Annotated in this window: 14 protein-coding genes; 3 read left to right on the top strand and 11 right to left on the bottom strand. The window is 56.1% G+C overall.

Annotated features, from left to right (window positions below; genetic code table 11):
• Nucleotides 1-578 precede the first annotated feature (578 nt).
• The 9 genes from B5F76_RS11875 to greA form a co-directional block, all read right to left on the bottom strand.
• Nucleotides 579-1,259, bottom strand: coding sequence for a P-II family nitrogen regulator (locus tag B5F76_RS11875; protein ID WP_239407045.1), 681 nt, complete (start codon nt 1,257-1,259; stop codon nt 579-581).
• Nucleotides 1,246-2,763 carry a DUF1538 domain-containing protein gene (locus B5F76_RS11870; RefSeq protein WP_087354833.1) on the bottom strand — a complete coding sequence of 506 codons (1,518 nt, stop codon included), beginning with the start codon at nt 2,761-2,763 and terminating at the stop codon, nt 1,246-1,248. Before B5F76_RS11870 ends, B5F76_RS11875 begins: the two co-directional genes overlap by 14 nt.
• A gap of 271 nt (nt 2,764-3,034) precedes the next feature.
• Nucleotides 3,035-4,684, bottom strand: a complete 1,650-nt coding sequence (gene groL / locus B5F76_RS11865; protein ID WP_087354827.1) for a chaperonin GroEL — start codon at nt 4,682-4,684, stop codon at nt 3,035-3,037.
• 38 nt (nt 4,685-4,722) lie between these two features.
• Nucleotides 4,723-5,013, bottom strand: coding sequence for a co-chaperone GroES (groES, locus tag B5F76_RS11860; RefSeq protein WP_087354826.1), 291 nt, complete (start codon nt 5,011-5,013; stop codon nt 4,723-4,725).
• 418 nt (nt 5,014-5,431) lie between these two features.
• Nucleotides 5,432-5,884, bottom strand: coding sequence for an ACT domain-containing protein (locus tag B5F76_RS11855; RefSeq protein WP_087354823.1), 453 nt, complete (start codon nt 5,882-5,884; stop codon nt 5,432-5,434).
• 114 nt (nt 5,885-5,998) lie between these two features.
• Complete coding sequence (locus B5F76_RS11850) at nt 5,999-6,202, bottom strand: twin-arginine translocase TatA/TatE family subunit (RefSeq protein WP_087354821.1); 204 nt, start codon at nt 6,200-6,202, stop codon at nt 5,999-6,001.
• 177 nt (nt 6,203-6,379) lie between these two features.
• Complete coding sequence (locus B5F76_RS11845; RefSeq protein WP_239407044.1) at nt 6,380-7,396, bottom strand: D-alanyl-D-alanine carboxypeptidase family protein; 1,017 nt, start codon at nt 7,394-7,396, stop codon at nt 6,380-6,382.
• Nucleotides 7,397-7,467: 71 nt separating this feature from the next.
• Nucleotides 7,468-8,679 (bottom strand): AI-2E family transporter, encoded by a 1,212-nt coding sequence (locus B5F76_RS11840; protein WP_087354819.1) that lies wholly within the window; start codon nt 8,677-8,679, stop codon nt 7,468-7,470.
• A 326-nt stretch (nt 8,680-9,005) separates the two neighbouring features.
• Complete coding sequence (gene greA, locus B5F76_RS11835) at nt 9,006-9,494, bottom strand: transcription elongation factor GreA (RefSeq protein ID WP_087354817.1); 489 nt, start codon at nt 9,492-9,494, stop codon at nt 9,006-9,008.
• A gap of 555 nt (nt 9,495-10,049) precedes the next feature.
• On the opposite strand from greA, the gene B5F76_RS11830 reads away from it, so the two are divergent.
• Entirely contained in the window at nt 10,050-11,612 is a 1,563-nt protein-coding gene (locus B5F76_RS11830; RefSeq protein ID WP_087354815.1) for a lysylphosphatidylglycerol synthase transmembrane domain-containing protein, read from the top strand.
• 84 nt (nt 11,613-11,696) lie between these two features.
• On the opposite strand, the gene B5F76_RS11825 is transcribed toward B5F76_RS11830, so the two are convergent.
• Entirely contained in the window at nt 11,697-12,128 is a 432-nt protein-coding gene (locus B5F76_RS11825) for an aspartate 1-decarboxylase (RefSeq protein WP_087354813.1), read from the bottom strand.
• 65 nt (nt 12,129-12,193) lie between these two features.
• Entirely contained in the window at nt 12,194-12,727 is a 534-nt protein-coding gene (pyrR, locus tag B5F76_RS11820; RefSeq protein WP_087354810.1) for a bifunctional pyr operon transcriptional regulator/uracil phosphoribosyltransferase PyrR, read from the bottom strand.
• Between the two features lie 314 nt (nt 12,728-13,041).
• Between pyrR and B5F76_RS11815 the strand changes: the two genes are divergently transcribed.
• Nucleotides 13,042-13,350 (top strand): hypothetical protein, encoded by a 309-nt coding sequence (locus tag B5F76_RS11815; RefSeq protein WP_087354829.1) that lies wholly within the window; start codon nt 13,042-13,044, stop codon nt 13,348-13,350.
• 130 nt (nt 13,351-13,480) lie between these two features.
• Nucleotides 13,481-13,813 (top strand): IscA/HesB family protein, encoded by a 333-nt coding sequence (locus B5F76_RS11810; RefSeq protein WP_087354808.1) that lies wholly within the window; start codon nt 13,481-13,483, stop codon nt 13,811-13,813.
• Nucleotides 13,814-13,827: the final 14 nt, after the last annotated feature.

Raw genomic sequence — 13,827 nt, 5'->3', positions numbered from 1 at the left:
TGTCCTTGCCAGACACTTTGATACACCTTTCATACTCTCGGTGATTCCGTCACCTACCCTTTGAACGGTCCGGGGGTTCTGCCCAGCGGCTTCTGCATCGCACATGTTCATGTCTGAAATTTCAGCGCCTGTGATGGTTGTTTAGAAGTTCAGGCCTTCGCCTCCAAAAGGAGGGTACTACGCCCTCTGCTGACTCCTCACAGCAAGCTTTACTCCGGCATTGCTGCCGTCTGTGAGGCCTCCCCGGGTAAGACACAGCACTTTCCCACTTATACCCACCGCATTTACCTTCGTGTCTTCCGTGCAGCTATTGGACTTTGAGTCTCTTGGCCCTCTCATCCGACACGCCAGCCTCGTATACGGTTTCTGTTCGTTAGGTCAGTGGTTTGCCATAGACTTCCTTCAGAACTTGCCTCGCGACAAGCCCCTTGTCTTTCGGCTCGAGGTTCCCACTGCCGGGCCCTCAGAGGTCTTTCACCTCCTAGTACTGCGCCATGCCGAGCGCACCAAAAAAAAGGGGCTTTCGGAATTTTCCGAAAGCCCCTTCAATTTCAAGGTGTCTTGTCTGCTTCTTGCGACTACTTCTTGCCCAAGGGGACAAATTCCTCAACGCCCGAGCAGAAGGCTATGCCAAGACCTTCCTGCTGCAGGAACTCCGAGGTGCGTATGGCCTCAAGGATGTCCCTGGACTTGTCCGTGCCTGCCAGAATGAGAAGTATGTCCTTTTCCGGCACGATGGTGAGCCCAAAGAACTTGCCATCCTCTTCCCTGGCAGTTCCCCTGCCGTGCAGTATGGTGCCGCCCGTGGCTCCGGCCTTGCGGGCCACGGACATGATGTCTTCAGCGTAGCCTGCGTTGACTATGACAGTGATGAGTTCGTGGCTTAATGTGCTCATGCTCGTTTCCCTGGCAAGCGAAAGTACGCTTGCTCTGTGCAGTGCAAATACGTCGATGACAAAGAGGATACCCTTGACCTTCTTGCTCACCCACTCCGATGTCTGAAGCGCCCGTTTTATGTTTTGGGCAATGTCGGGGGTTGCAAGGGTGAGGACTATTTCCTTTCTGCTGTCCCCAAGGCCAAGGACCTGCATAAGGTCGCTCTTTGCCGTACCGCGCCCCAAAAGAATGGTTCCCCCTGTGGCTCCGGCCTCCTTGGTTATGCTGACAATGCGCTCTCCGTGCTTGCGATCCACTATGCAGCACAAAAGCTTGCAGCCATCCATGGTGGCAGTGGCAAGACCTGTCTTACTGCTCTCCATTGTTCTTCTCCCTTCTTGCAGCCCTGCTGCGTTCCCTGCGCTCCAAAAGAAGCCTTTGTTCCTTTCTGTGGAACAAGATGCCCAGGATCTGAATGGTGATGAGGGGCATCATGGCAATCATGGCTATAACGCCAAAGGCGTCCGTGATGGGATTGCCGCCAAGGGCCGAGGAAGCGCCAAGGGTAAAGGCCAGGATAAAGGTGGAAGCCATGGGCCCGGAGGCAACGCCGCCAGAGTCGAAGGCTATGGCTGTGAACATGTTCGGGCAAAAGCGTGTGAGACCCAGGGCAAGGACGTAGCCCGGGACAAGCAGCCACCACAGGCTGATACCGTAGATAACGCGCATCATGGAAAGGCATACGGCTATGGCAACACCGCAGCACAGGGACACCAGCATGATGTTGCGCTTTATGTGGCCGCCGGACACTTCCTCGATCTGTTCGTTCAAGACCCACACGGCAGGCTCGGCACAAACCACCACGGCTCCGAGCACAAGGCCAACCACCATGAAGATCCACTTGTGTCCGAAGGCAGCCAGGGACGCACCAAGGATGCTGCCTGCAGGCATGAAGCCGCCCTGCACACCCACAAAGAAGAAGACAAGGCCTATGAAGGTGTAGACAAGGCCAACGCTCATGCGGATGAGCTGCTTTCTAGGCATCTTGATGAGAAAGAGCTGGAATACAATGAACATGGCAACCAGGGGTGCCAGGGCCATGCTCACCTCGTGCAGGACAGTTGGAACGCGCCCAAGAAACATGGCTGCAAGGGAGAGTTTTTCCCCTGCCTCGGTTGCGGCTGCCTCTGCCTGTGCCTGGTTTTCCGGCGAGAGGAGGCCAAGGATCACCACAGCCAAAATGGGGCCAATGGAGGCAAGGCCAATGAAGCCGAAGCTGTCCTGTTCCGCGTGCCTTCCTCCGCGCACAGAGGCAACACCAATGCCCAGTGCCATGATGAAGGGCACAGTCATGGGGCCGGTTGTTGCTCCGCCAGCGTCAAAGGCTATGCCCTGGAATTCGGCAGGAGCAAGGGCTGCGCAGACAAAGAGCAGGATGTAGAAGCCCGAGAGGGCCAGCTTGTAGGAAAAGTTGAGGAGGATGCGTCCTACTGCCACGAGCACGAAAAGGCCCACGCCCATGGCTATCATGAAGACCAGGGCCTTGCTCGATATGGCAGGATTGACGCTCAGGACCTGCTGGGCGAGCACGTGCACGTCCGGCTCTGCAATGGTGATGAGAAAGCCTATGACAAAGGCGGAAACAAGCAGGAGGGCCACGTTTCGTTTCGAGGTGATGGCAGCACCTGCCTTTTGCCCAATGGGCACCATGCCAAGCTCTGTGCCGTGCAGAAATATGCCAAGGCCCACTATGACAAGCGCCCCGCCGACAAGAAAGGGCGCGAAGGCATCACCCATGGGAGCAATGGTCAGGTGCAGCAGGATCCCGATGGCCATGATGGGAATGACCGAAATGACGGATTCCCGGATTTTTTCAAATAGCTGCATGCGTATGTTCTCATGATTGAGGGTGAAAAGGATATTTTGTGTGAGCGGGGGATGAGGAAAGGCTTTTCCTCTTGTTGAGAGACTTGCACCATATGCGGGAAAGGCCGGAAAGACAAACAAAAATCGGACCTTGCGGGCAATTGGTGCGAGATACGGATGTTGCAAAATCCGAATACCGGGGTTTGGGACAAAAAAAAGAGGGGCGGCAGTAAAAACTGTCGTCCCTCTTGAAATTCAGGCTGCGAGCTCTAGGGCTTGCAGGGGCCGGATGCTAGTACATTCCGCCCATGCCACCCATGCCACCCATGCCGCCCTGGGGCATGGCAGGAGCTGCGCTCTTGGGCTCGGGCTTGTCGGAGATGGCGCACTCTGTGGTGAGGAGCAGAGAAGAGACGGAAGCTGCATTCTGCAGGGCCACACGGGTCACCTTCTTCGGGTCGATGACGCCGGCCTTGAAGAGGTCCTCGTACTCGCCGGTAGCGGCGTTGAAGCCGAAGCCGTCCTTGCCGTTGCGCACCTTCTCGACAACCACGCTGCCTTCGAAGCCGGCGTTGTGGGCGATCATGCGCATGGGCTCCTCGATGGCGCGGCGGATGATGTTCACGCCAGCCATTTCGTCGTCGTCAGCGGGCTTGATATTGGCAAGAACCTTGGAGACGCGGATGAGAGCGGTGCCGCCGCCAGGAACAATGCCTTCCTCGACTGCAGCGCGGGTGGCGTTCAGGGCGTCTTCCACGCGGTCCTTCTTTTCCTTCATTTCCACTTCGGTGGCAGCACCGACGCGGATGACGGCCACGCCGCCGACGAGCTTAGCAAGGCGTTCCTGCAGCTTCTCGCGGTCGTAGTCGGAGGTGGATTCCTCAATCTGGGCGCGGATCTGCTTCACGCGGCCCTTGATGTCTTCCTTGTTGCCGTTGCCGTCAACAATGGTGGTGTTTTCCTTTTCCACCTTGATGCGCTTGGCCTGGCCGAGATCGTTGAGGGTGAGGTTCTCAATCTTGGTGCCGGTGTCGTCGGAAGCAACCTGGCCGCCGCAGAGGATGGCGATATCCTGCAGCATGGCCTTGCGGCGATCACCAAAGCCGGGGGCCTTCACGGCCACAACCTGCAGGGCGCCACGCAGCTTGTTCACAACCAGGGTGGCAAGAGCTTCGCCTTCCACGTCCTCGGCGATGATGAGCAGGGGCTTGTTGACCTTGGCAACCTGCTCCAGAATGGGGAGCATGTCCTTCATGCTGGAGATCTTCTTGTCTGTGCAGAGGATGAAGGGGTTCTCCATCTCGCAGACCATCTTCTCGGGATCGGTTGCAAAGTAGGGGGAGAGGTAGCCGCGGTCGAAGCGCATGCCTTCGACAACGTCCATGGTGGTGTCAAGGCCCTTGGCCTCTTCAACCGTGATGACGCCTTCCTTGCCGACCTTGGCCATGGCCTCGGCAATGATGGTGCCGATGTTGGCGTCAGCGTTGGCGGAAATGGTGCCGACCTGGGCGATTTCCTTCTGGTCGCGGGTGGGCTTTGCAAGGTTGGCGAGTTCGTTCACCAGAGCCTCGACGGCCTTGTCCATGCCGCGCTTGATGGCGATGGGGTTGCGGCCGGCGGCCACAAGCTTCACGCCCTCATGGTACATGGCCTGGGCGAGAATGGTAGCGGTGGTGGTGCCGTCACCGGCAGCGTCGGAGGTCTTGGAGGCGACTTCCTTCACGAGCTGGGCGCCCATGTTCTCGAACTTGTCTTCGAGCTCGATTTCCTTGGCAACGGTCACGCCGTCCTTGGTGATGACCGGAGCGCCAAAGCTCTTCTCGATGGCAACGTTGCGGCCCTTGGGGCCAAGGGTGACTTTCACGGCATTGGCAAGCTTGTCAACGCCATTGGCAAGGCGCTCACGAGCTTTGACGTCATAGATGATTTCTTTAGCGGCCATGATAGGATTTCCTCCTGAATATATATCTCAAACTCTTGTTAGTCGTTGATAATGGCAAGAACGTCGTCTTCACGGAGAACCAGATGGTCAACACCGTCCAGCTTCACTTCCGTGCCAGCGTACTTGTTGAAGAGGACCATATCGCCCTTCTTCACGGTCAGGGCAACGCGGTTGCCGTTGTCGTCCACCTTGCCGGGACCCACAGCGATGACTTCACCCTTGCTGGGCTTTTCCTTTGCTGTATCGGGGATGTAGAGACCGCCAGCGGTCTTTTCTTCGGACTCAAGGCGTTTGACCAGAATGCGGTCATTCAGCGGCTGCAGTTTCATAGCGGATATTCCTCCATACGCTTTATTACTGACTAATTTGTTCTGCCGGAACCATGCCTGGATATTTGGGCTTCCCGGCTTTGTTTGGGGTGGTGTTCCTGCATCGGGATACAAGATAAGGCAGGGAGTGAAATTGAGAAGGGGGGAGAGCAAAAATTTTTTTCATTCCTCTGCATCCATGACTGGAAATACAGGGAATTTCGGTTGGTTGAACACTGATTTTACTCCAGTGTTCAGTTTGCCCAAAAAGCCTATGTCCCGCTTTCCCGAAAACTGGAAAAACACGTAATGCCGGAAAGTTACTCTCTGTTTGGGACAGGGTTCCTGCCTGCCCCAAACAGAGGACAAAAAAGCCCCGCCTGGCCTCTTGTTTTCAAGGGGCCAGGCGGGGAGAGTATCTGTCTGGGAGGGATTTTTCCTAGGCCACGCAGATCTTGTCCGAGGTGAGGATTTCGATATTGTTTTCGCGAAGCACGGAAATGGCCTCGTCCACCTTGTCGAAGCGGAAGATCATGGTGGCGGACTGGGCAGTCTTGGTCACAAAGGCGTACATGTACTCGACGTTGATGTTCTTGCTGGTCATAAGCTGCAAAATTTCGTCAAGGCCGCCCGGCCTGTCGTCCACATTCACTGCCACAACATAGGTGAGGCCCAGGGTAAAGCCCCTTTCCTTCAGAAGTTCCTGGCCCTTTTTTGCATTGCACAAGATCATGCGCAAGATGCCGAAATCCGAGGTGTCGGCAAGGGAGAGGGCGCGGACATTGAGCCCTGCTTCGGCCAGCACGTGCGTCACTTCGGAAAGACGTCCTGCCCTGTTTTCCAGAAATACGGAAATTTGTTCTGTCTTGAACTCGTTCAATTGATCAGCCATTGCTAGCTCCCCTGTATCAGACCCGGCAGGGCCGTGCTTGCTTGTAGTTTCCCCAATCCTTTGCTGTGCAAAGAAAGCCACGCAAAAAGCGTGTCCCTATATTTGGATTTTTTGTTAGGAACGAGTGGTCTCTTCCTCGTCCGTCTTTTTCTTCTCTGCCTTGGGGGTGATGTCTATTTCATCCGGCTCGGAAGTGGCCTTTTTGAAGTTGCGAATGGCCCGACCAAGCCCTCCGCCGATTTCCGGAAGCTTCTTGGCTCCGAAAAGGACAAGTACAACCAGAAGGATGATCAGGATTTCCTGCATTCCGATTCCCATTTTTGCCACTCCTTGAAAGAAAAAGATTGCTCAAGAGGGGACCAGGGCATTTAAGTGCCAGGCCTTTCCTGTTGGGCTAGGCAAACATAGCGCCGCCCTGTCCTTGCGGTCAAGAGAGAAAAGAAAAAGGGCATGCCCGATCCTGTGGGCCGGTTATGGACCGGCTGTGGAGCGAAATCAGGATCTTCTCTTGCGCACCTTGGTCTTGCCGCTCTTGCGGGGCTGCTTTTTTGGATTCTTGCTCACATGGGCCTTCTTGCGCACTATCTTCTTGCGTTCCGAGGAGACGAGATTGCGCTTGGAGTTGCCGTCAACGGCCTGGCGGAAGAGGCGCGCGTTGTTCGGGTACTTGTGGGCAGCTGTCAGAAGGATGTTGCCTGCCACCGATCTCTTGGTCTTGGTGCGCGCGCCAAGCAGGACGATGAGGATCTTGTTGTTGCCGCGCTGGGTTGTGAGGATGATGTTGTAGCCAGAGGCCTGTGTAAAGCCGGTTTTAAGTCCATTGACGCCCCTTGATCCCAGGAAGGGATTGGTTGTGGGGTGTGTTCTTCCATGGAAGACATAGGAATCCATGGCGTGGATGCGGGCAGCCGAAGGGTATTTGCGAAGGTATGCGGATGCAAGGCGCATCATGTCGCGGGCAGTGGTGAGCTGGCCCGCTGCGGGAAGGCCAGTGGGGTTTTTGAAGACAGTGCCCTTCATGCCAAGGCGTCTTGCCCTCGTGTTCATGGCGTTCACAAAGGGCCTTTGCCTGCCGCTGACCTTGAGGGCAAGGGCTGTTGCTGCGTCGTTGCCAGAGGAGATGATGGTTCCCTGCAAAAGCTGTGATATGGTTACGCGTTCGCCTGCCCTGAGGTTCATGGTAGAGCCACCGACCCGTGCGGCCTCCCTGGGTATGCGCACCCTGGTGTTGCGGGTAAGCCTGCCTTCTGCCAGGGCGTCGTGCACAAGCATGGAGGTCATGACCTTGGTCAGCGAGGCAGGGGGAATGCGCAGATCCGCATTTTTCTGGTAGAGGATGCGCCCTGTGGTCATGTTGAGCACTATGGCGGACTTGACCGGTATGCCTGCCTGGACTTCTCCGGAAAACAAGGTCAGGGGAAGAAGCAGGGTGCACAAAAACAGGCCCAGGAGAAGGATGCGGCCTTTTTGCCGCAGGGAAAGGGTGGCGAAACCGGGTTTTGTGGACAACAAGGGAAGAGATTCCTTCTGGAGGAGATTAGGGAGATTGGGGTGATTGTTGAGCGTTGCGAAAAGATCTTGCCCTAGACCTGTTTTTTGCCATCCCTGACGCTCAAGGATTGCAGAAAGTCCGGGTAGGCAAGGTTGCCTTCCTCCATGGCCTGGATGGCAAAGGCTAAGAGCACAGGTCCAAGGATGATGCCAATGGTTCCGAAGGCAGAGATGCCGCAGAGTATGGCAAGGATGAGGACAAGGTAGGAGGCCTTGATGCCTGTCTTCAAAAAGAGGGGACGCAATATGCTGTCAGCTGTGGAGACAACAAGCACGCCCCACAAGACAAGGGCCAGGGCTTTCATGGGAAGGCCGCTGAACCACAGCTGAAGGCTTAGGGGCACCCAGATGAGGGCAGTGCCGAGAACGGGGATGGGGGCTACCAGGGCTGCAAGCAGTCCCCAGAAGGCAAACTGGCTTATGTCCACCATGGCGAAGCCCAAGGCGCACAAAAAACCCTGGATCAGGGCAACGAAGATGACGCCAAGGAGGATGGCGCGCAGGGCCTGGCGCATGGCAAGCACAAAGCGGTGCAAAACCTGGGGGCGAAGGTGCAGGATGCGGGCTGTGACAAGGTGTATGCGGGCAGCGTAGATGGTAAAGATGATGGACAGTGCAAAGAAGAGGAAGAAGCTCCAGAGCACGTTCATGGTGCCGCCAAGGACATTGAAGCCGTTGTTGATGAGCGTTGTCACAGTATCCGTGGAAAAGTTGGTGAGATAGGCTGCCAGGGTGTCCAGATAGGTCTGAAGTTCTTCTGTCAGGCGCGCAAGCAGGGGCATGGACTCGAAGCGCGCGATAAGATTGTCCAGATAGGCTGCCCATTCCGGGGGAAGCTGGAAGTTGTGCTCCCACAGTTCCTTCAGGCGCGCGTAGCCTGCGCCAATCTGCGGTGCGACAAGAACCATAAAAATGGTTATGGGCACGGCTATGGAGACAAAGATGACCGCAAAGGAGCCGGCTATGGGAAAGCTGTGCAAAAAGGCCAGCTTTATCCTTTGTCTGCGAACATGAACAAAGCGCACAGCAGGCCCGGGATTGGTGGCGAGGAAGAGCTTGAGATTGAGCTCTGTGCGCCTGCGCATGCGCCTTGCGTACTTGCGCAGTGCCCTGTAGAGCGGCATCGAAAGGCAGGCAAGGCAGCCAGCCAGAAAGACAGGGGTGGGGCTGGGCCACAAAAGCCCGACCCAGGCGAGCCCTGCCAGCAGATACATGAGCCGCGGCATGAGAAGTGAGGTGTTCATGAATTGGGACTCCCGCTGGCTGCGGCATTGGCATTGAGACACTGTGGCACAGGCTTTTGGGCGCGCATAAGGGACGAGAATGAGGGACACGCATGATGGACGCGCAATCCCCCTGGGCATCCCCTGTCACAACCTTGCCACAAGCCCCTTGCTTAAGGCGTAGGGCACACGATTGCAAGCGAAAAGCTTTTTGTTCCGCCTGCAGGCGCTGACTCTTTCCCTGATGCTTTCGGTGGCGCTTTCTCGGTGGCGCTTTCAGTGATGTGTTCCCTGATGGGCAAGGGCAAAGAAAAAGGCAGGATTGTTTCCTGCCTTTGCCATGAAACCTATTCCTCGACTACTTTTGAGCCCAGGAACTCGATCTTCGTGATTTCGTAGACAACGTTGCCGCGGGGAATCTGCACAGTGACCTCTTCCCCTTCCTCGTGGCCGAGAAGGGCCTTGCCCACAGGAGACTGGTAGGAGATGGTCTTCTTGCTTGCATTGGCCTCGTCCGGGCCGAGGATGGTGAACACCTTTTCCTCTTCCGTGTCCACGTCAACCACTGTGACCGTACAGCCGAACACGACCTTGCTTCCGGAAAGCTTGTCCAGATCAACAATGGTAGCCTGGGCCAGGCGGTTTTCCAGATAGTTGATGCGGGCCTCGTTCATGCCTTGGCGCTCGCGGGCTGCGTCGTAGCCAGCGTTCTCGCGCAAATCGCCCTGTTCGCGGGCCTCCTTGATGGCCTGGATGATGGCGGGACGATCTTCTTTCAGCTGGGCCAGTTCCTTCTCGAGCCTCTGATAGCCCTGAGCAGAAATGGGAATAGCCATGGGATTGCAACCTCCTTGAAATTTCCACGCGCCCGTGGGGTGCGATATATCCTGATATGTGTGCGCCAAGCCTCCCCTGCCCTGATTTCCCTGATGTCCGGGATGGGTAGGGAGAGCCGGCGTCTAGCGCAGGGTAAAAAAAAGGTCCGCTGCAAAAAGGGCAGCGGAACAGCTCGTTCGTATAACGTCGTATGGCGTCCTTGTAGCCGCTCTTGCGGGCAAGGTCAAGGGCGCTTTTTTCTCCTTTTCCCCTGGCCTCAGGGACCCATTTGTCACCTTCCTGCCCCGCATTTGTGTCCAAAGTCTCTCCCGGGCTTTGGCAGAATATCGCAAAGCCCTGGGCAGAATATGACAAAGTATTGCAGAAAAATGCTATTTGCTATACTCAAAGGGCATGGGAAAAGCCCGGGCGTATGTGGTTATCCTTTTGGAATAACTTGACTTTTGTGGGGCGGCTGTTTTGCCTTTTGCAAGCTGCAACCTCCCCCTGGCTCCTTCCCGCCAAAGGCCGCCAGGCGTAGGCGGTCAATTTCCGTGTTGATGATGGAGAGCAGGATGAAGAAATACTTGCGCTATCTTGGACCAGTGATAGTGGCGGCCATTTTTGTTCTGGCTGTATATCTGCTCTACAACAAGCTTTCGAGCTACAGCATAGAGGAAATCAGGGCCAGCATAGATCAGATACATCCTGTGCGCATTGCCCTTTCCCTGGGGCTTGCTGTCGTCAACTACATGATTCTCATTGGCTACGACTGGCTGGCCCTATTGGCCATACACAAGAGGCTTCCGCTTTCCAGGGTGAGCCTTGTGTCCATAGTGGGCCAGGCAGTGAGCTTCAATTTCGGTGCCCTGCTTGGCGGAACAAGCGTGCGCTTTCGCTTCTACTCCGTATGGGGCTTTACCGTACACGATGTGCTTCACCTTATCCTCATTCTGGGTGTGGCCTTCTGGATCGGCGCCTTGGGCTTGAGCGGCCTTGTCTTCATCATAGCCCCGCCGAAGCTTCCCGAGGAACTTCTTGAGCGCCTCCCCCTGCACGATGTGCGCCTTTTGGGCTACGTGCTCCTCTCCATAACCATAGTGTACGTGGCATTGTGCCTTCGCGTGCGCAAGCCCGTGAAGATCTTTGGCAAGGTCTTTGTGTTTCCGACCCCGAAGATAGCCCTGGCACAGATCTTTGTGTCCTGGATTGACCTTGTCTGCGCAGCTGCCTGCATGTGGGTTTTGCTCCCCTCGGCCGTGAAGGTGAGCTTTCTCGAATTTCTGCCGGGCTACCTCATGGCCATGGTGGCAGTCGTTCTCACCCACATCCCGGGTGGTGTTGGCATATTCGAGCTTATCATCATCCACATGACGGACACGCCGCACGAGCAGATGGTCTTTGCGGCAGTGCTTCTCTTCCGCCTCATCTATTATATACTGCCCCTGCTTGTGGCAGCAGTCTTGCTCGCCATCTACGAAATACACCAGCGAAAGAACCTTCTGCACGACGCAGGGCGCTGGCTCTCCGTTCTCTCGCCCATCATTACCTCCTACCTCACCTTTCTCGCAGGCATGGTCCTGCTCATCTCCTCGACACTCCCCAGCAGGGCCTCGGACATAGCCTGGCTTGCAAGCCTTTTGCCGGATGAGCTCATTATGCTGGGACACCTCGTCTGCGCTGTCTCGGGCTGCCTTTTGCTCTTTGTGGCCTTTGGCCTTGGCCAGAGGCAAAAGTACGCCTTCCGCTACGCAGTTGTCTTTTTGAGCCTCGGCGTTCTTGGCGCGCTCATGAAGGGCTTCAGCTGGCCTGCCGCCCTTGTGGCAGCAGTCTTTCTCATTCCCCTGCTGGCTGCGCATTTTCGCTTCTACAGACATTCCTGGATATTGGGCGAGCGCATTCCCTTCTACTGGACGCTTGCGGGGATAGTGGTTGTTGCCTGCAACTTTGCCCTTGGCCTTGCCCTCTACCACACGGAATGGGGGCAGGTGGCCATCATGTCCTTTGACGGTTCGCTCAACGCGGCACGTGTCCGGGTGGCAAACATGGCCATTGCCGTCATGCTGGCAGTCCTGTTCGCCCTGCGCACGTGGCGCATACGCAAGATTGAGAAGAGGGAAGAGGCAGGGACGAACTGACAATTCTGCAAGACAGGAAAACACCCTCCCCGAAGGCCATACAGCCTTTTGGGAGGGTGTTTTGTATTTGTTGTGCTCTTCGCCCTAGCCGTCCTGTTTCGCAGTGTCTTCCACTATCCTGAAATCATAGGCACGTTCCCGCGATGGAAAGACGTCGTAGTGAAGCTCTTCGACAACGCGGTTTTGCTGATCAAAGGTCAGAACCTTCGGCTGTATGTCGTAGAGCTCTTTTCGATCGGCTATGTATTCCGAGGCGCAGATGATGACGGGATCGCCCTTCTGGCAGCATCTGGCTGCAGCGCCGTTCAGGATACAGCAGCGGGTGCCTGGCTCCCCAAAGAGTACATACGTCGAGATGCGCTGGCCGTTGTTCTTGTTCCAGATGTACACGAATTCCAGGGGCAGGATGCCTGCCCTCTCGCAGATTTGGGGATCGAGCGTGACGGATCCGTGGTAGTCCAGATCGCATCCGGTAACGTGAATGCCGTGCAGTTTGGCCCTGAGAACTTCTATCATGGCAAAGGATATGGGTACTCTCGCGTGCTGACTGTCAGTTAGCGCAGGAAGTTTCGGTTTGGTCCCTAGGCGTAGATAAGATCTACCTCATCCGAGCCGTCGCGCTCCTTCAGAAGGACGTCTATGTGTTCCCTGTTGGTGGTCTCGATTTTGCGGCCAATATAGTCTGCCTGTATGGGCAGTTCCCTGTGACCACGGTCAATGAGCACCAGAAGTTCCACCCTGTTGGGTCTTCCGTAGTCCTGCATGGCCTCAAGCGCGGATCTGATGGTCCTGCCTGTGTAGAGCACATCGTCTATGAGAAGGACGGTTGCGCCTGTGATGGGTGTTCTCATGTGCGAGGTACCCACATGGGGGGAGGCCTCCATGCTGGTCCAGTCGTCGCGATAGAGATTGATGTCAAGCGTGCCAAGACCAATGTCGTGTCCGGCCTTTTCCTGAATAAGCCCCTGAAGGCGCCTTGCGAGATCCGCTCCGCGGCGCTCTATGCCCACAAGGACCAGATCCTTGCAGTCGCCGTGCCTGTCGATCACTTCCGAGGCCAGTCTGTCGAGAATGCGGGCTATGTCCTGTTCGCCCAGGATGAGCTTGCGTGCCATGTGTCCTCCTTCGTGTCCTGCCCTGGCAGGCATTGGGGCATGGGTGCCTGAAATGGAATGGATAGAACAAAGACTAGCGCAACTTGCGCATTCTTGTGAAGTGCCGAAAAGTCTGGATTTCGGGAAAAGGAGGGAAGATGGGCTATGCGCTTTGTGGGGAAGAAAAAAGCCAACGTTTTGGAATCAAGTGCAAAGATTTTCCCACGAACGGATATTTTCTGGGTACGGGTTTGACAAGGGGAAGGGAAGAACCTATTTCAATTTGGCCTTTTTGCATCTTGCGCGCGGGGTCTCCTGCGCATGGGAATACCACCATGATCATACTTTCCGACAAGGCCAAAGCCTTTCTCGAGACCTGCTTTCCGAGCAAGGAAAAGCCAACCCTCCGCATCTACGCCATCCCCGGCCCCATGCTCATCCTTGCCATGGACAAGGCAGTGAATGATGAGGACGTGACAGAGGAAAAGGGCGGCTTTACCTTCTGCATGACAAGGGAGCTTATGCTCCTTGTGCGCGAGGTGGAGATAGACGTGGGGCAGACAGGCTTTGTCTGCACGCCCCTTGTGCCCCTGCCAGGGTCGAGCTGCAGCGGCGGCTGCGCAGGCTGTTCGGGCTGCCACTAGCCTTTTGCGGCAATCAGGAATTTTGCGATAGTCCGGCATTTTTGCGACAATCCGGAAAATCCGGGTGTCCGAATTTTTGTCCGGAAAAATACCATCCTCAAACATTCAAGCATTCAATCTGGAGCATCATATGATCAAGATGTCCGACAGCGCGAAGAAGGAACTGGACGCCTTCTTTGCCAGCCATCCCGAAATGAAGAAATCCATCCGCATCTACCTTGCCCCCGGCGGCTGCTGCGGTCCCCGTCTCACCATGGCCCTGGACGAGGCAAACGATGCGGACGTAACAGAGACCCTCGAGGACATGACCTTCTGCATGGCAAGGGAGCTCTCCGAGCAGACCGGCGAGATGAGCCTTGATGTGAGCTACATGGGCTTCACCCTGACCCCCGAGCATCCCCTGGAAAATACCGGTGGCGGTTGCTCCTCCTGCGGCAGCGGCTGCAGCGGCGGTTGCCACTAGAAAATTCGGGCTTC

Origin of the sequence: Desulfovibrio sp. An276, assembly GCF_002159665.1 — a bacterium.
In the GTDB taxonomy this organism is placed as follows: domain Bacteria; phylum Desulfobacterota; class Desulfovibrionia; order Desulfovibrionales; family Desulfovibrionaceae; genus Desulfovibrio; species Desulfovibrio faecigallinarum.
The sequence above is the reverse complement of the archived record's forward strand: the minus strand, read 5'-3'. Positions and strand labels throughout refer to the sequence as shown.